Source organism: Labrys okinawensis, assembly GCF_047345005.1.
In the GTDB taxonomy this organism is placed as follows: Bacteria; Pseudomonadota; Alphaproteobacteria; order Rhizobiales; family Labraceae; genus Labrys; species Labrys okinawensis.
The window spans coordinates 586,489-603,514 of record NZ_CP178864.1 but is presented as its reverse complement, the minus strand read 5'-3'; the positions used below and the strand labels follow the sequence as shown (position 1 = coordinate 603,514).

Below are 17,026 nucleotides of genomic sequence, written 5' to 3'. Positions count from 1 at the left end.
TGGCAATGTTCATGGATTCCGGCTCTTCGGCCGGAATGACGGCGGCCGTTGCGCTTCTTCGTGAGCCGTTGAAGCAAATGCTCAGGAAGCTTCAGGCCCCCTCCACACCCTTCGTTGGGGCCACCACGACGTTGATGCCCTTGGCGCGCATGCGGTCGAGATGCACGGGCGGGGTGCCGTCGTCGACGATGACGATGTCGAAATTGGTCAGCGGGCCGAAGCCGTGCAAAGCGCGGCGGTCGAACTTGGTGTGGTCGGCCAGCAGGATGCGCGTCGAGGCCGAATCGAACATCGCGCGCTTGGTGTCCACCATCTCCAGGAACTGGTGGAAGACGATGTCGTCGGTGATGGCGGACATCGACATGAACAGCGTGTCGGCGCGCAGATAGGAAGTCTCGTGCGAGGTCATGCGCCCCATGAAGGCGTTGCACCAGTTGTAATACTGGCCGCCGAGGCCGAGCAAAGTAAGGTCGCGCATGCCCTTGAGCTCGTTCATCAGGGTCAGCGAGTTGGTGATCACAGTCAGCGGCACCTTGGCGGGGAAATGCTGGGCCATCTGCAGCACGGTGGTGGAATCATCGAGGAAGATCGCCTGCCCCGGCTCGACGAAGCGCATGGCGGCGAAAGCGATCGCCTTCTTCTCAGCCAGCTGCCGGCTGAAGCGATAGACATCGCTCGATTCGATCAGGCTGGTCGGTGCGGCCGAGGCGATGCCGCGCGTCTTGCGCAGGATGCCGCGGCTGACCAGTTCGTCGAGGTCGCGATGCACCGTCATCAGGCTGATGCCGAAGCGTTCGGCGAGATCCTCGATGCGCATCGATCCCTCGGCCATCACCGCTTCGGTAATCGACTGCCGCCGCGCAACCTGGCGTGCCAGACGGGAATCACCCTGTACGGGCTCCTGCCCCAGGGGGGCGTCGCTCTGATCGTCGTCTTCGAGGGTATTCATCTTGCCTGCACCATAGTCTAGGACGGGGATACCACGTCCGTGATCGAGATCGCAAAGGGCGAAGATCAGCGATGCGGGCTTACACCCGACAATCGCGCGTGGCCCCTATGGTGGAAGCCAGAATAGGGGAGCGCGCGCTCGGCGCTCCCCTGGATTCTATCAGTTCGACAGCGTGAAGGCTGCCGAATACTTGGCGATGTTGTCCTTGTTGATGATGACGCAATCGAAGAGCTGCTTTTCTGCGGCGGCGCCGGTTTTGCCGGTCTTGATGAAGGAATCGGCCTGCTCGACCGCCTTCTGCGAGAACACCGCCACCGGCTGCAGCACGGTGTACTGCAGCTCGCCGGCCTTGATGGCCGCTACGGCGTCGGGCGAGCCGTCGAAGCCGCCAACCTTGATGCTGGAGAGCTTGCCGGCTTCCTTGAGCGCGGCGATCGCGCCGAGGGCCATCTCGTCATTGCCGCTGATCACGCCGACGATATTCGGGTTGGCCTGCAGCATGGTCTGCATCTTGTCGTGGCCCTGCGTGCGATCCCAGTTGGCAACCTGCGAAGCGGCCTTGTTCAGGTCAGGATACTGGCTCAGCACGGTCTCGTAGCCGTTGGAACGCGTGGCGGCGTTGTTGTCGGACGGGGCGCCGAGCAACTCGGCATAGTTGCCCTTCTCGCCGACGAGCTTCACCCATTCCTGCGCGCCGAGGGCGGCGCCCTGGGCGTTGTTGGAGACGAGCTGGCCCTTGGCGAGGCCCTCCTGGTTGATCTCGGCATTGACCAGGAACACCGGGATATTGGCGGCCACGGCCTTCTTCACGGCGCCGATCGAGCCCGAAGCGTTGGCCGGGTCGAGGATGATGGCCACGGACTTGTTGGTGATGGCGGTGTCGATCAGGTTGCTCTCGACATTAGTGTCGGCCTTGTGGGCAGCGACATTGGCGTCATAGCCGAGCTTCTTGGCCGTGGCAGCCGCCACATTGCCCTCGGTCAGCCAATAGGGATTGGCCGGGTCGTTGACGATGATGGAGATCAGGCCACCGGCCCAGGCCGAGCTGGCGCTCATCGTCAGGGCGAAGGCGGCAGCCATCAGGAGTTTGGTCTTGCTCATCATGGGACATTTCCTTTGGGTGGTGTTTTCAGGGTCGTTAAGGCTCTTCTCTGGAAGACAGCTTGTCGGCTTATCCCCCCTGCTGCTGAGAAGTGGTTTGGCTGCCGGCGTCCGCTGGGCGCTTGACGCGGCGGCGATACTGGATGGCATTGAGCAGCACCGCGAGCACGATGACCGCGCCGGTGAAGACCGTCTGCCAGTAGGACGAGATGCCGATGATGACGAGGCCATCGGAGAGGAAGCCGATAACGAAAGCCCCGAGCAGCGTGCCGCGTATATTGCCGCGTCCGCCGGTGAGCGCCGCGCCGCCGATGACCACGGCCGCGATGGCGGTGAGCTCGTAGCTGGTGCCGGCGGTCGGGCCTGCCGACGTGAGCTGGGAGGAGAGGATGAGGCCGCCTATCGCCGCGCAGATGCCCGAGAGCATGTAGACGGTGACCTGCACCATCTTGACGGGCACGCCCGAGAGTTCGGCGGCGCGCTCGTTGCCGCCCGAGGCGTAGAGCCAGCGGCCGAAGGGCGAGCGATTGAGCACGAGGCTGATGAGGACGGCGATGACGCAAAGCACGATCACACCGATCGGCACACCGGCGAGGCGGTTGAAGCCGAGCCAGTCGAAGCCGGTATTGCCCAGCTCCGGCTTGCCGCCGAGATTGTTGTAGGTGAGGCCGTTGGTCATCAGCAGCGCAAAGCCGCGCACCACATACATCACGCCGAGAGTGGCGACGAAGGCGGGCACCTTGAAGCGGGCGATCAGCACACCATTGACGAGGCCGACCAGCGCACCGAGCACGCAGCACAGTACCGCGACCACCCAGACCGGCGGATAGAGGATGACGCCGAACCATTGCAGCGTGACGCCCTGCATGAGGAAGCCCGCCACTACGCCGGAGAGGCCCAATGTCGAACCTACCGAGAGGTCGATGCCGCCATTGAGGATGACCAGGAGCATGCCGACAGCCAGGATGCCGAAGATGGCGACGTGCTGGGCCATCGTCAGGAAGTTGGCGACAGTGAAGTAGTAGGGCGACAGGAAGGAGAACACGACGATGATCGCGATCAGCGCGAAGAAGGCGCGTCCTTCCAGCAGCAGGCGGCCGATGTCGAATCCCTCGGCGACGGAGGCCGTGCTGCTGGATTTGAGAGAGGGACCGACTTGGGTCATGGTCAGGCTCCGTTCTTCTTGATCAACCGACGACCACGGCTTCGCCCGAGGCGGCCATGATCTGCTCCTTGGTCACGTCGGACCCGAACTCGGCGGATATCTTGCCGCGGCGCATCACGATGATGCGGTGCGCGATGCTGAGGCACTCGGCGACTTCCGAGGTTGAAAACACCACCGCGAGGCCTTGGGTGGCGCGTTCGGCGAGGATGCGGAACACCTCGGCCTTGGCGCCGATGTCGATGCCGCGGCTCGGCTCGTCCAGCAGGATCACATGAGGGTGGGTGGCCAGGATCTTGCCGATCACCACCTTCTGCTGGTTGCCGCCGGAGAGCGAGCCGATGGGCGCCTCCCCGCCTGCCGTCTTGATGTGGGTGTCGCGGATCGATTGGCCGATCAGAGCCTGCTCGCGTGGCGGCGACAGTAGAAGGCCGCGCACGAAATTGCCGATGCTGGCGAGGGAGAGGTTCGAACCCACCGTCATCGTCTGTACCAGGCCGTCCCGCTGGCGGTCCTCGGGCACGAGGGCGAGGCCAAGTTCGATGCGGTCGGCGATGCTGAAATCCGAGACGTCTTGGCCTTCCAGGAAGACGCTGCCGGCGGTCCTCGGCATGCGTCCGGCGACGCATTCGAGCATTTCGGTGCGGCCGGCGCCCATCAGCCCGTAGATGCAGACGATTTCGCCGGCCTTAACGTCGAGCGAGATGCCATCGACCACCGAGCCGGTGCCTGAGGCATCGGCCACCGAGAGGTTGCGAATCGACAGGGCGGTGTCACCGAAACCATAGCCGGTGGGCGGTGAGCCCAGGTCGAAATTCTCGCCAACCATGTTGCGCACGATCCATTCGAGATCGATGTCCTTGCGCGGCGCGCTGGCCGTGATCGCGCCGTCGCGCAGGACCACGGCGAAATCGGTGATCTGCAGCGCTTCCTCGAGATGATGGGAGATGTAGACGATGGAGACGCCCCGCCGCTTGAGGTCGTGGATCACCTTGAACAGGATCTCGACCTCACTGGCGCTCAGCGCCGAGGTCGGCTCGTCCATGATGAGGATGCGCGAGTTCACCGAGAGGGCGCGGGCAATCTCGACGATCTGCTGCTGTCCGAGGCGCAGTTCCTCCACCCGCTGCAGCGGATCGATATCCTCGGCGAGTTCCTTCATCAGGGCACGGACCTGGCGCGCCTCTTCGGCGAAATCGACGCCGGTCGGCGTCACGATCTCACGCCCCATGAAGATGTTGTCGCGCACGCTCAGATTGGGCGCGAGGCTCAACTCCTGATGGATGATCGAGATGCCACGATTGCGCGCGTCGGTCGAGGAGGCGAAGGAGACGACCTCGCCATCGAGCTCGATCTGGCCCGAGGTCGGCGAGACGACCCCGGAGAGGATCTTCATCAGCGTCGACTTGCCGGCGCCGTTCTCGCCGAACAAGGTGGTCACCTTGCCGCGATGAATATCGAAGTTCACGCCCTTGAGTGCATGGGTGCTGCCATAGATCTTGGCGACGTTGCGGGCGGCGAGCACGGTCTCGCCGGCACCCGCAAGTTGTTCGGCCACGGCGCTCATTGGACCTCCAGCTTTACCGGCGTGACGAGCCAGCTCTTGGGGTTGATGAGCTGGAAGACGCCGACGACCGAGAGCGTCTTGCCGGTGAGGTTGGAGTTGTCGATCTTCGACAGAACCTGCTTCTTCATCTCCCTGTTCAGGGCGGAGCCGGCATTCTGATATTCGATCTGGTTGGTGAACTGGCCGAAGGCGATCGTGCCCGTGGCATCGCGGATATCCGTGCCGTTGATCGCGGGACCCGTCTGCACGCGGATCAGCACCTCGGAGGGCACGCCCGGCACGGTGACGCTGTAGATACCGGATTTGCCCTGGCCGGCGACGCCCGTGAACTTGACCGAGATTTCCGGCCCGATACTGCCGGGCACGCCGTATTTCTTGCCTGCCTCGTCCTTGTTGGCAGCGACGGCAGTCGCGAAGACGTCAGCCGCGACGGCTTTGTCGGTGACGGCAGCCTGGATCTTCGGGAATTCCGCAGCGCCGAAGGCATCCGGCGAGAACACATCTGCCTGCACGTCGGCCGCCGAACCGATGATGACGACCTTGGTGCTTACAGCCATCGCAGCGATGAGAACCAGCCCGGCAACGCCGGCCAGCGCCCAGCGCAGGCCCGACCTGCGGCGCGGTTTCAGGGGCGTGCTTGCTGAAACGCTCATGGGAGAACCCCCTGTGCTGGGCAGCCGTGAGGCGGCTGGAGGAAGGCGGAAGCGCGGCCGGCTGGCAGCGAAGAGATGGAAAAAGCTGCAACCATCGCGCTTATGTGAGAGATTGCGGCTATACTCGCGTTAGATATCTCAAGACTGCGATAGGAGCCACGTGCCTGATAAGGACGGCCAGAGGCAGGCGCGAGCGACCAGGAGGCTGTCTTCCGGCTGGAGAGCGCTTCGCGGAGCCGAGCAGGGATTCGAGCAAAAACAATGCCGATCTGGCTCATTCTGAAGCAAAAGAGAGCCACGATGCGCGAGGCAGCCTGCCTCGACGACATCTGTTCGTTATGAAATCCCGCCTTTTTGTGGGTACCCGCCGTCATCCTCGTTGTTTCCCGGTCCCAGAGATCGGCTACGATATGGTTATGTTATGATGTAGCCAGAATGCGCGATAATTATAATAGACCACCAGCGACATGCCTGCAATTCCGCCGAATGGCGATCGGTGGGCACTGCTCCTGAAGAAGCGGCGCAGCATGCCAGAGGCTCAACCGTGATATTTCGCGTCGAGATCGTTGATGGCGGCGACATTCGAGGCGCTGCGGCCTTTCTCGTCGAATGTCTGGGCCAGGTAGGCCTCGGCGATCGACTTGGCGAGCTCCGGCCCGATCACCCGCGAGCCCATGGTGATGATCTGGGCGTTGTTGGAGAGGGCGGCGCGCTCGGCCGAATAGGTGTCGTGGCAGTGCGCGGCACGGATGCCGGGTACCTTGTTGGCCGAGATGCAAACGCCGATGCCGGTGCCGCAGACCAGGATCGCCCGGTCATAATCGCCTTTCAGCACACCCGAGGCGACGCGGTCGGACAGGTTGGCATAGAGCTCGGTGGCGTCATCGGGCGCCTTGGAGAGTTCGATCACATCGAAGCGGTTCTTAAGATGCTCGGCCAGGACATGGGCGAGGCCGTCTCCGGCGCTGTCGCCGGCAATTGCGAGTTTCATGACACGCCCCTTTCACGAAGAGATGGGTTGTACCTAACGTTCAGAGCACCTCGCCGACACGGGCGAGGATGTGGAGATAATCGGTCACGTCCCACGCCGACCGGCCGATGAAGAGGCCGTCGATGTGAGGGCAGCCGGCGAGTTCGGCACAGTTGCCGGCATTGACGGAGCCGCCGTAAAGGCAGGGAATCCGGCGCCCCAGCACTGTTTCCGCGACGGATGTGATGCGAGCCTGGCGGGCATCGGCATAGTCGGCGCTGGCTGGCACGCCGCGCTCGCCGATGGCCCAGATGGGCTCGTAGGCAAACAGCATGGGCGCGGCGAACTGGTCGGGCGACAGGGCGCCGAGTGCGGCGCGCACTTCCTTTTCGAGGACCTCGTCGGCCCGCCCGCCGTCCTTGTCCTTCGCCGTCTCGCCGATGCAGATCAGCGGGATCAGGCCGTGGCGCACTGCGGCGGCGGTCTTCAGCCCGACGGTTTCGTCCGTCTCGCCGAAATGTTCGCGCCGCTCCGAATGACCGATCTCGACCAGATCCAGGCCGCAATCAACCAGCATCACGGGTGAGATCTCGCCAGTCCAGGCGCCCTCATCAGCCCAATGCATGTTCTGCGCCCCCACTTTCACGGTGGTTGAGGTGAGCAGGCGCTTCACCTCGCGCACAGCGGTGAAAGACGGAATGACGAAGCGCTGGATACGGGGATCCGCCTCTGGCTCGGCAGCGATCAGGCCCTCGGCGAAGGCCCGCGCCTCAGCCAAGACCTTGTTCATTTTCCAGCTCGTCCCGATCCAGAACGGGGTCTTGGTCATGCTCGCCAGCTCCCGTCAAACGCACGCCAGGCGGAAGTCCGCCTTCGCCGGCAGGCTGAAAACTGTCCAATATGCATCGTGCAGACCCATTGCTTCCTCGGCCGGCGCATCTGGTTTGTTATTGTGATGAAGATCATCTGTGAAGTGATAAATAACACATCATATCACACGCGCAATGGGAAAAATTCAACGCCGGATAAAAAGAGCGTGAGCGGTCCACCTGCTTCAAAGGCGCGGTGCGCCCGATATGGCGCTCCGTCTCTGACCGCCGTCTTCCCCCGCTACAGGCGCTGCCGTCTCGAAGAATGGTGGTCGGAGACCGCCCCTCCATCCCTCCTCACAGGTTCAGAGAAGCGGCACCAGTATCGATATGCGGCGCCCAGAAGGCGACCGACTCGGCGATCTGCGCGACGACTTGGCGGTCATTAGGTTCGCGCTCCTTGAAGGAGAGCTCGAGGCAGATCTCATTGTCCTCAGCCCCGCCCTCTGCGAAGGCCGCGAGCAGTGGTTGGGGCTGGATACGTCCCCTGGCGTTGAATTCTGCCGTGAAGGGCCGATGCCCGCCCTTGTCCATCAGCGACTGCTTGATGTGGATGATGGGTGAGACCTGCGGCACGGCGCGCGCCCACGCATAGGGATCGTAGTCGTCGGGATTGCTGCTGGTGACGTCGCCGTGATCGATATCGGCCATCATCCACATCGGAACGGCCATGCTGGCTTCCGTCAGGCGCTTCTGCAGGGCGAGACAGGCTTCGATGGTCTCGCCGAACTCGCGGCCGATCGACATCGGTTCCCAGAAGACATAGGCGAGGCCGGCCCCCTTGGCATGCTCGGCCACCCCTGCCCAGCAATCGATGGCGATCCGGATCAGTTCCTCGCGCCGCGCGGGATCGTCATAGTCCTTATAGGTGAAGATCGCGAACTGCGTGCCGACCGAACTGCCGCCGAGATCCGCCGTGATGTCGGAGAAGGTCTTGAACCAGTCGACGTAGTAGCGCCGGACATCCCGGTCCGGATGGCCGAAATGGTTGAGTCGGCCATAAGGGCCCGTCATGCCTGAAGTGACGCGCACGCCGGTGCGCGCGAGGGCCGCCTGCATCTCACGCGTCAGCCGACGGATCACCGGAGCCGGCCAGGACGGGTTGATGAACTCATGGGTCAGCTGCAAGTCGCGGATTTTCAACTGATGCGCGACGGCGTCGATGAGGTCGCCGGGATCTGCGAAACGGTTCACCAGGGGATTGGTGTTCAGGGAGAGCGTCAGGCCCATGGGAGCTCCGAGAGGGTGGTGGGGGCGTGGGATAGGAGTGTCGATCACCGATCGACAATCTTGGAAGCTGCGCGCTTACGAGAGGAAGATGGCGATCGGTGATCGCCACTCCGATCTCGCGCCCCTGTCGGCAATGCCATTGCCCACGGGGGTGCCCCCTCACGCCGCATCGGCGGGCTGGCGCTCGAACCAGCCGGCGAAGGCGGCCTTCTGGTCCTCGCTCATATGCAAGCCGTGCTTGGTGCGCCGCGTGAGGATGTCCTCCGCCGTCTCCGCCCACTCCTGCGCCATGAGGTAGCGCACCTCCGCCTCGTAAAGGCGCGGGCCGAAACCTTGGCCGAGGTCGGCAAGGCTGGTGGCGCCACCGATCAGCCGGGCAGTGCGGGCGCCATAGGTGCGGGTGTAGTACCGGGCGAGGTCGCGCGGCAGCCAGGGATAATGGGTCGCCAGCCGGTCAAGGAATTTCGGCACGTCGCCCTTCTCGATCTCGCCGCCGGGCAGGATGCCCGTGGCCGTCCAGTCCGGGCCCATCTTGGGAAAGGTCAGCTGCAGGCGTTGCAAGGCATGCTCGGCGAGCTTGCGGAAGGTGGTGATCTTGCCGCCGAACACGTTAAGCAGCGGCGCCCCACCGGTGGTGTCAAGGTCGAAAACATAATCGCGCGTCACGGCGGAGGGGTTGCCCTGGCCGTCGTCGTAGAGCGGACGCACGCCGGAGAAGGAATGCAGCACGTCGCTGCGCCGCAGCTTCTGCTTGAAATAGCGGTTCACAGTCTTGAGGAGATAGTCGATCTCGGTCTCTTCGATCGCCACATTCTCAGGCGCGCCCTCATAAGGGATGTCCGTGGTGCCGATCAGCGCCTTGTCGCCCTCATAGGGGTTGATGAAGATCACCCGCTTGTCGTGGTTCTGCACGAGATAGGCGTTGGCGCCGTCCCAGAATTTCGGGGTGATGATGTGGCTGCCCTTGACCAGCCGCACCTTGCGGCTGGAGTTGGCGCCGGCAACGCGCTGGATGATGTCGCTGACCCAGGGCCCGCCGGCATTGACGAGGGCACGCGCCGTTACGGTGGTACGGGTGCCGTTGCGAGTGTCGGTCATCTCCACATGCCACAGATCGCCCTCGCGCCGTGCGCTCGTGCAGGCGGTGCGGGTGAAGATCTGGGCGCCGCGCTCTGCCGCATCGACGGCGTTGAGAGCGACCAGCCTGCTATCGTCAACCCAGCAGTCGGAATATTCGAAGCCCTTGGTGAACTGGTCCTCGATGGGCGCGCCCTCCAGGTCTCGGAGGAGGTCGAGCGTGCGCGTGCCGGGCAGGCGCTTGCGGCCGCCGAGGTGGTCGTAGAGGAAGAGGCCGAGCCGCACCAGCCAGGCGGGCCGGTCCTCGGGGCTATGCGGCAGCACGAAGCGCATCGGCCAGATGATGTGGGGAGCGCTGGCGAGCAGCACTTCGCGTTCGATCAGGGCCTCGCGCACCAGGCGGAACTCGTAATACTCGAGATAGCGCAGACCCCCATGCACCAGCTTGCCCGAGCGGGACGAGGTTCCCTGGGCGAGGTCGTCCTTCTCGCACAGCATCACCGAGAGCCCGCGCCCGGCCGCGTCACGCGCTATGCCGGCGCCGTTGATGCCGCCGCCAATGATGAAAAGGTCCACGGTCTCGGTCATCTCGGCTCCTATTGAAAATTCATCATGTCCCACACCGGCTCGAGCGCGCGGCGCGCGCCCTGATAGGCGGGGAACAAATGGGAATAGATCTGGATGAGGGCGGGGTCCGGCGTCTCGGCGGCGCCGAGAAGAGGTGTGACCCATTCGCCGATGCAGTCGGCCATCGAGCCGTAAGCGCCCACGGCCACCGCCGCCATCATCGCGGCACCGGCCGCGCCGGCCTCCTCGCGTGCGGAGACGCGCACTGAAGCGCCGACGCAGGCCGCCAGCACGGCACGCAGGGCGCGCGAACGGGCAGCCCCGCCGGTGAGACGCACTTCCGCGGGCAGGATGCCCATCGCCTCGTAGCAATCGCGCGTCGCCATGCCGAGGCCTTCGACCACGGCACGCAGGAGATCGGCGAAGCGATGCGTGCTGGTAAGGCCGATGAAATCGGCACGCGCCCTGCTGTTCACGAAGGGGCCCCGTTCCCCGGCTTCGGAGATGTAGGGGTGATAGAGGATCTGGCCGGGCTTGCTGGCGGCCAGCCAGGCGTCGATGCGGCCCACCAGCTCCGACGGCTTCACGCTCTGGCCCATCTCGGCGAGGAGATCGGCGGCGAGGCGCAGCGCCCAGTCGATATTCAGCGTCGCCGCCATGTTCGATTGGATCTGCGCCACCATGCCGGGCACGGGCAGCGCGATGACATAACCAGTGCTTTCGGCGTTGAGATAGACGCCATCCTGCGGTGTCGCCTTCATGTGCATGCCGGTGGAGCCAATCACGGTGCACGCAGCCGTGGCGTCGCCCGTATAGATTCCGGCGCCGAGGCCAGTGGCGACGATGTCGACGAAGCCGAGCGAGACCGGCGTGCCGGCCTTGAGGCCCGTGGCTGCCGCCGCTCCGGCGCCGAGAGGATGCGTGGTCTGCGATCCATCGACGATGTCGGGGAGCAGCCGGCGCTCGCCCCGGAGCCCCAGCGCCTCGATAACCCCGTCGTCGTAACGGCGGGTACGGAAATTGCCGAAGGTGAAGCTCGCTTCCGACGGGTCGGTGGCGCGCACGCCTGTCAGGTTGAGGTAGAGCCAGTCCTTGCAGTGCAGGGCGACTTCGCTCTTCGCCAGCAATTCGGGTTGGGTGGCCGCCATATGGGCGAGCTGCGTGCCCTGCTGGCAGGCCGCAAGGCCGGTGCCGGTCGCCTCGAAGCGGGAGCGGTCGGTGGGCTGGCCGCGCAGCTTCCGAACGGTAGGCGCGGCCCGCGCATCGAGCCAGAGCCAGGCATCGCCCACGGGCGTATTGCCGGCGCCGACCAGCCAGGTGCCGTCACCCTGGGCGGTGACGGCGATGGCGGCGGTGCGCCGTGCCAGGCCTTCGACCTTCCCGGCGAGGTCGCGCAGGGTCTGCGCGCAATCGGCCCAGGTCTGCGACAGCGACTGCGTCGCCATACCGTCGGGGCCGGTGGCATAGCGGTTGGGCACGGAGGCGACGGCGATCTGCTCGCCCTTGAAGCTGAAGGCGACGGATTTGATCACCGAGGTGCCGGCATCGATGCCGATGAGGATGTCCTGGCCCGAGATCATGCGTTCCCCCGGATATTCTTCGCGAGCGCTTCCGCGGTGCGCTCGTCGGTGATGAGGCCCTTGAGATAGCCGCTGGCGAGGATCGCCTGGATGGCCTCGATCTTTTCCGGCCCTCCGGCGAGCGCCACGATGCGGCGGCCCTTCAATCCCTCGAGCTCCGGCGAGATGGTTCGGGCGGCGAGCGATGTCTCAACCGGTTTGCCGTCACGGTCGAAGAAATGGCCGAGCACCTCGCCGACGCCGCCGACCTCGCGCACTTCCAGGATCTCGACCGGCTCGATCATCTGGGAGGCGACGAGCTGGGCGTCAGGCTGGGCGGTGCCGATGCCCACCACCATGAGGTCCGCCTGGGCAGCCAGGCCGAAGGCCTCGCGTACACCGCGCTGGGCGACGAGCACCTCGCGATCCTCCGCCGTGTTGGCGAAGAAGGGCACGGGCAGCACATAGGCGGCCGCGTTGGTCTTCTCGGCCAGGCGATGCATCACGTCATAGGGATTGGCGGCATAATTACGCGTCAAGCCCCCGAGCAGGGAGACGAAGCGGATCCTGCCGCCCGGCACGCGGCGCATGTCGGCCACCGCGGCTGCGAGGGTACGGCCATGGCCAATGCCGATGATGCCGCCCTGCAGGTTCTCGATCTCGCGCTGGAGGAAGCCGGCCCCCGCAACGCCGAGCGCTCGCAACGGCAGGCCAGGCTCATGGAGGTCCGGCACGACCTCGCAAATGTCGAGGCCATAGTGGGAGGCGATGGCGGCTTCCAGCACCAGGCATTCGGCGACATCGCCGTCGATGGTGACCTTGATGGCGCCGCTCTCGACGGCACGGCTGATCAGCCGGTGCGCCTTGACATTGGCGACGCCGAGGCGCGTCGCGACATCGGCCTGGGTCAGCCCGGCGACATAGTGAAGCCAGGCAGCGCGAACGGCGAGGCTGTCCTCGCTGTCCCGCTTGGGCGCTGATCGGGCCATGTTTCCTGCCGGGGGAATAGAGGCGTGTAATTTATTTCTGTGATTGAAATTTATTACAGTCTGAGGCGTGATGTCAACAACCAGCGGCCGATTGGCATGGAGCCAGTCCGTGTGACGAACCCGAGGCACATAGATTGGGGGCGGGTCTTCAGGCCCGGCTCTCAAAACACAGCGGGAGCGGTTCAGGCGGGTCTGAAGACCCGCCCCCTACATCTCCTAAGCCCGGCCCTCGCGGATCATCGAGAAATAGTCGTCGCCGCCGACCTGTCCGCCCTTGAGGGCGATCTCCAGGCCGTCGAAGGCCGGGGCATCCGCATGAGCGGTGCAGAGCGGCGAACCCGGGCAGGACGGCAGAGGCAGCCTCGTGGTCAGGGCGAAGATGCCGAGTTCGCGCAAAGCGTGGCTGGACGTATCGCCGCCGGCGATGACGGCCCGGGTGAGGCCAGCGCGCTCGACCAGCGCCTTCTGAATTTGCCCCAGCGCCTGGCCGATACGGTTGCGGTCTCCCTCGCCCTCGAACTCGGCGCCGATGTCCGTATCAGGCCCGAGCGCCGTGTGGAGTATGACGCTGCGCCCCTGGCCCAACCTGTCGAGGCCGGCGGCCACGGCCTCGGCGATCGCCGGCTCGCTGCGGTGGATGAGTTCGCGCGGATCGAGGCTGATGTCCTCGAAGCCATGGGCGGTAGCGTGGCGGATCTGCCGCTCGGTAGTGGGCGAGCAGCTGCCCGAGACGACGGCGATGCGCTCGGCCACACCCGGCGCAGCGAAAGAAGCCTTGCCAGCGATCAGCCCCGCCTCCTGCCAGGCGCGCAGCAGTGCATATTCGATACCGGACGAACCGGCCACGAAGCATCCCAAACTTGGCTTCAGGCGCCAGAGCTGGCGGCCTGTTACGGCCTGCGTTGCCTCGTCGGCGACATCGAAGATGAGGATATCCTCGCCTTTCGCCACGACGGCGTCGACCGTGCCGTCGACTTCGGCCGATGCCAGCGCAGCGAGATCGACGAGGCCGATGCTGCTTGTCGTCTGCCGGCCGAGATGGAGGCGAAGATCCGCCTCGTCCATCGGTGTCACCGGATGGCGGCTCATCACGGGGTGGCGGTCGATGCGGTAGACCTCGCCCTGATAGGCGGCGAAAAGGTTGCCGAAGCTCGTATAGCGCCTGAGCTGCGGAGCACCCACCACCAGCGGCACCTGGCGCTGGCCGAAAATCTGGCGGCCGATCTCGATGGCGCGGCCGATATTGCCGATGGTCGGGCTGGAATCGAAGGTGGAGCAGACCTTATAATGGCAGATGGTGGCGTCAAGTTCCCTCAGCCAGGCAAAGGCCGGCGTGAGTTCGGCGTCCATCCAGGCCGGGCTCTGGCTGCGACTGGTGCCGGCAAGACCGATGGCATCGCACTCGCCGAGCCGCCTGCGCTGTTCCGCAGAGGGGGGCTGGAGAAACAGCGCCGTGCGTACACCATGCGAGGCCAGTGCTTCCATCACATCGGTGGAACCGGTGAAGTCGTCGCCGTAGTAGGAAAGCAGCAGGCCGGGCATTGAGGAATCTTTCTATAAGCACCAAACGCGGTGTGGCGGTCTCCGACCGCCATCTTGGAACCTGAATGTTTGCAAGGGAGGAAGATGGCGGTCGGAGACCGCCACTCCAATTCCGTCCTCCCCACGCTCACGCCGCCCCGGCATCGGCGCCGAATTTCAGCAGCGACTGCGCCAGTTCCGGATGCTCTCGGGCATAAGCCTCCAGCGGCACGCCTTCGACCGTCGCCTCCCAGGCCTGGCGCACGGCGCGCACCCCGGCCGCAGGCCCCCCAGGGTGGCTGACCACCCCGCCCCCGCACAGATACAGCAAATCGAGCGTCTGGCCTGTGCGCGCATAGGTTTCGGGCGCCTGCCCGCCCCACTGGCCTGAGCAGACCACCGGCATCGGGCAGATATCGCCGGGAAAGAGCGGTGTCGTCACCGCCTTGAAGGAGCGCACGAAGGACTCGTCCGATTCCCAATATTTGGCGCGGATGCCGTTGATCTGGAACTGGTCGATGCCCAGAAGCCGCCAGAATTGCTGGTAGACCTCGAAATCCATGCCGAGACCCGGATGGCGCGTCAGGATATCCCAGCCGTTGCGATGGGCATGCAGCGCCAGGCTGGAGCGCTTGCGCAGGAAGGAGAGGCCCCCCAGCCCCACCGAATTGATGTTGATCACCGCCGCGTTGCCGCCGGCCCTCGCCACGATGTCGTGGTTGCGCAGCATCTCGTCGGGATCGCTATGCGATATGCCGAAGGCATACATCACCTTCTTGCCGGTCCTCTGTTCGTGATCGAGGATGATGGGCATGATCGCCTTCACGCGGTCCTCGAGGCTCGAATAGGCCGGGCTTGCCAGCTTCTCGTCGTCCTTGATGAAGTCGACCTCCGCCTCGACCAGTTCGCGCACCTGCCCGGCCGATTCCGGCGGGCGCAGGCCGAGCGCCGGCTTGACGATGGAGCCGATCACGGGCCGGCCGCTGACGCCAGTCAGCCGGCGCGTGCCCGCCACGCCGAATTGCGGGCCGGGATAGGCTGCCGCGAATTCCCCGGGCAATTGCATGCCAGTGATGCGGATGCCGCTGAAGCCCTTGATCGAATAGACGCCGCCTATGGCGATGGTCATCAGTGCGGCGAGATCGGTACCGATGGCCTCGATCGGAAAATCGATATCGACGTCGGCGCGCCTGTAGGCCGCATTGGCCGGCGCTTCCGGATCAGGAATCGAAGGCACCGCCAGCGTCTCCAGCGCGCGGATATCGCCCACGCGGGCCGCCACGCGCGCCTTCAACTCCGGGGTCTCGCCGGGAAGGGCGACGAAGGTGCCGGTAGACTGGTCGCTGGCGATCTTGGCGGCCAGCTTCCCAACGTCGCCGGTGGTCTCGATGCGGTAGGTCATGCGAATGACGGACATGGCAGCAACTCAAGCCGTTCGGTCTGATTTTGTATGGCAGGACCGCAATGACGGAGGAAGGCGCCACTCGCTTCCATAGCTTACTCTCATGCCAACTCGGCCTGTATGATCCGTTTCGTACATTGCTCAACAGGTATGATGAGTATATCATGATCTATGTTGACGCAATGGATTTTGTCCTATCGGTTTGCGTGCAGCGCTGGCACTCTTGCATGCTGCCGGCTTGCCTTGCCAGGAATCCGGCGGCAAAGAGAATTGAACACGGCGCGGCCTCATACGGAACGTCTCATGCCCCTCAGCAGCGAACCCATTGTCCGTCGCAAACTTTCCGATGAGGTCTTCGATCGCCTCAAGGCCTTGATCACCATGGGTGAGCTTTCGCCGGGCGATCCCTTTCCCTCAGAGCGCGAGCTGATGGACCGGCTCGGCGTCGGGCGCCCCGCCATCCGCGAGGCCATGCAGCAGCTGAGCACCATCGGCCTCCTGACCATCTCGCATGGTGAGCGGGCGCGGGTGCGCCGGCCCACGGCCAGGTCGATCTTCCAGCAGGTCGACGATGCCGCCAATGTGCTGCTGTCAAGCTCCCCGGCCTCGCTCGAGCATCTGAAAGAGGCGCGCCGCTTCTTCGAGCTCGGCATGGTGCGCTTGGCGGTGGAGAAGGCGGATGCGCGAGCCATCGCCGGGCTGCAGGAGGCCCTGGCCCGCCAGCGCGCCAGCCTCGGCAATGCCGATGCCTTCATCACGGCCGACATGCAGTTCCACACGCGGATCGCCGCCATCTCGGGCAACCCGTTGTTCGAGGCGATGAGCGAAGCAACGCTCGGCTGGCTGAGGCGGTATCACACCGATCTGCTGATCTGGACCGGCAAGGAGAACATCACCCTCTCCGAGCATGAGGAGATCCTCGGCCGCATCATCGCCCATGATCCCGAGGGCGCGGAAAAGGCGATGGCGCGCCACCTCGACCGCTCGGCTTCTCTCTATGTGCATCAGGGGGGCGGGTCTTCAGACCCGGCTCCTCGGAAAGCGGCCGCAGACAAGGGACAGGTCTGAGGACCCGCTCCCGGATGCGCCCGCCTCCAGCGTGCGACTGGACGTGTCAATAATAGCGACCGAGATCCTTGGCCTGACTGTATCCGTGATGCCGGATCGCAACGTGCGCCATGTGGACTGGCTTCATGCCTTGCGCGCCCATCGGTGTCGTCACCGGCCTCGGGGCGAGTAGATTGGGCGCAGTATTGACCGCATTGACTTCGAGATCCCGGTCACCGGCATCAGCAAAAGCCGAGCCTGCAAAGGTAACGGAAAGAAGAACCGCCGCCGTCGCAAGAGCCAGCGACTTCAGCAGTGACTTCTCCTTGTTCGCATAGGAAACGTTCAACATTGTCCTTCTCC

15 protein-coding genes are annotated in these 17,026 nt (G+C 64.6%); 1 reads left to right on the top strand and 14 read right to left on the bottom strand.

Annotated elements, in window-relative coordinates:
- Window positions 1-91 precede the first annotated feature (91 nt).
- The 13 genes from ACMDCR_RS02925 to oiaX all read right to left on the bottom strand — a co-directional run bounded on the left by ACMDCR_RS02925 (window position 92) and on the right by oiaX (window position 15,631).
- Window positions 92-949, bottom strand: a complete 858-nt coding sequence (locus tag ACMDCR_RS02925) for a DeoR/GlpR family DNA-binding transcription regulator (RefSeq protein ID WP_413991087.1) — start codon at window positions 947-949, stop codon at window positions 92-94.
- 159 nt (window positions 950-1,108) lie between these two features.
- Complete coding sequence (locus ACMDCR_RS02920; RefSeq protein ID WP_413991086.1) at window positions 1,109-2,053, bottom strand: D-ribose ABC transporter substrate-binding protein; 945 nt, start codon at window positions 2,051-2,053, stop codon at window positions 1,109-1,111.
- Window positions 2,054-2,120: 67 nt separating this feature from the next.
- Entirely contained in the window at window positions 2,121-3,215 is a 1,095-nt protein-coding gene (locus ACMDCR_RS02915) for an ABC transporter permease (protein WP_413991085.1), read from the bottom strand.
- 22 nt (window positions 3,216-3,237) lie between these two features.
- The gene (locus ACMDCR_RS02910) at window positions 3,238-4,779 is read right to left on the bottom strand and encodes a sugar ABC transporter ATP-binding protein (RefSeq protein ID WP_413991084.1); all 1,542 of its coding nucleotides are present in this window, start codon (window positions 4,777-4,779) and stop codon (window positions 3,238-3,240) included.
- Window positions 4,776-5,432 carry a DUF2291 family protein gene (locus ACMDCR_RS02905; protein WP_413991083.1) on the bottom strand — a complete coding sequence of 219 codons (657 nt, stop codon included), beginning with the start codon at window positions 5,430-5,432 and terminating at the stop codon, window positions 4,776-4,778. The genes ACMDCR_RS02910 and ACMDCR_RS02905 overlap by 4 nt, the downstream gene beginning before the upstream one ends.
- 538 nt (window positions 5,433-5,970) lie before the next feature.
- Window positions 5,971-6,423: an RpiB/LacA/LacB family sugar-phosphate isomerase gene (locus ACMDCR_RS02900; protein WP_413991082.1), complete on the bottom strand. Its 453-nt coding sequence runs from the start codon at window positions 6,421-6,423 to the stop codon at window positions 5,971-5,973.
- A gap of 40 nt (window positions 6,424-6,463) precedes the next feature.
- Window positions 6,464-7,231: a triose-phosphate isomerase gene (locus ACMDCR_RS02895; RefSeq protein ID WP_413991081.1), complete on the bottom strand. Its 768-nt coding sequence runs from the start codon at window positions 7,229-7,231 to the stop codon at window positions 6,464-6,466.
- Between the two features lie 337 nt (window positions 7,232-7,568).
- A complete protein-coding gene (locus tag ACMDCR_RS02890; protein WP_413991080.1) occupies window positions 7,569-8,501 on the bottom strand; it encodes a sugar phosphate isomerase/epimerase family protein in 933 nt (310 codons plus the stop codon).
- A 159-nt stretch (window positions 8,502-8,660) separates the two neighbouring features.
- On the bottom strand, window positions 8,661-10,166 hold the full coding sequence (locus tag ACMDCR_RS02885) for a glycerol-3-phosphate dehydrogenase (protein ID WP_413991079.1): 1,506 nt from the start codon (window positions 10,164-10,166) through the stop codon (window positions 8,661-8,663).
- A gap of 8 nt (window positions 10,167-10,174) precedes the next feature.
- Window positions 10,175-11,725 (bottom strand): FGGY-family carbohydrate kinase, encoded by a 1,551-nt coding sequence (locus ACMDCR_RS02880; RefSeq protein WP_413991078.1) that lies wholly within the window; start codon window positions 11,723-11,725, stop codon window positions 10,175-10,177.
- A complete protein-coding gene (locus ACMDCR_RS02875) occupies window positions 11,722-12,693 on the bottom strand; it encodes a sugar-binding transcriptional regulator (protein ID WP_413991077.1) in 972 nt (323 codons plus the stop codon). Before ACMDCR_RS02875 ends, ACMDCR_RS02880 begins: the two co-directional genes overlap by 4 nt.
- A gap of 216 nt (window positions 12,694-12,909) precedes the next feature.
- Window positions 12,910-14,235 (bottom strand): four-carbon acid sugar kinase family protein, encoded by a 1,326-nt coding sequence (locus ACMDCR_RS02870; RefSeq protein ID WP_413991076.1) that lies wholly within the window; start codon window positions 14,233-14,235, stop codon window positions 12,910-12,912.
- 127 nt (window positions 14,236-14,362) lie between these two features.
- Window positions 14,363-15,631, bottom strand: a complete 1,269-nt coding sequence (gene oiaX, locus ACMDCR_RS02865) for a 3-oxo-isoapionate-4-phosphate decarboxylase OiaX (protein WP_413991075.1) — start codon at window positions 15,629-15,631, stop codon at window positions 14,363-14,365.
- 288 nt (window positions 15,632-15,919) lie between these two features.
- Here oiaX and ACMDCR_RS02860 point away from each other — a divergent pair, with 288 nt between their 5' ends.
- On the top strand, window positions 15,920-16,684 hold the full coding sequence (locus ACMDCR_RS02860) for a transcriptional regulator NanR (RefSeq protein ID WP_413991074.1): 765 nt from the start codon (window positions 15,920-15,922) through the stop codon (window positions 16,682-16,684).
- 46 nt (window positions 16,685-16,730) lie between these two features.
- On the opposite strand, the gene ACMDCR_RS02855 is transcribed toward ACMDCR_RS02860, so the two are convergent.
- A complete protein-coding gene (locus tag ACMDCR_RS02855; RefSeq protein ID WP_413991073.1) occupies window positions 16,731-17,015 on the bottom strand; it encodes a hypothetical protein in 285 nt (94 codons plus the stop codon).
- Window positions 17,016-17,026 lie beyond the last annotated feature (11 nt).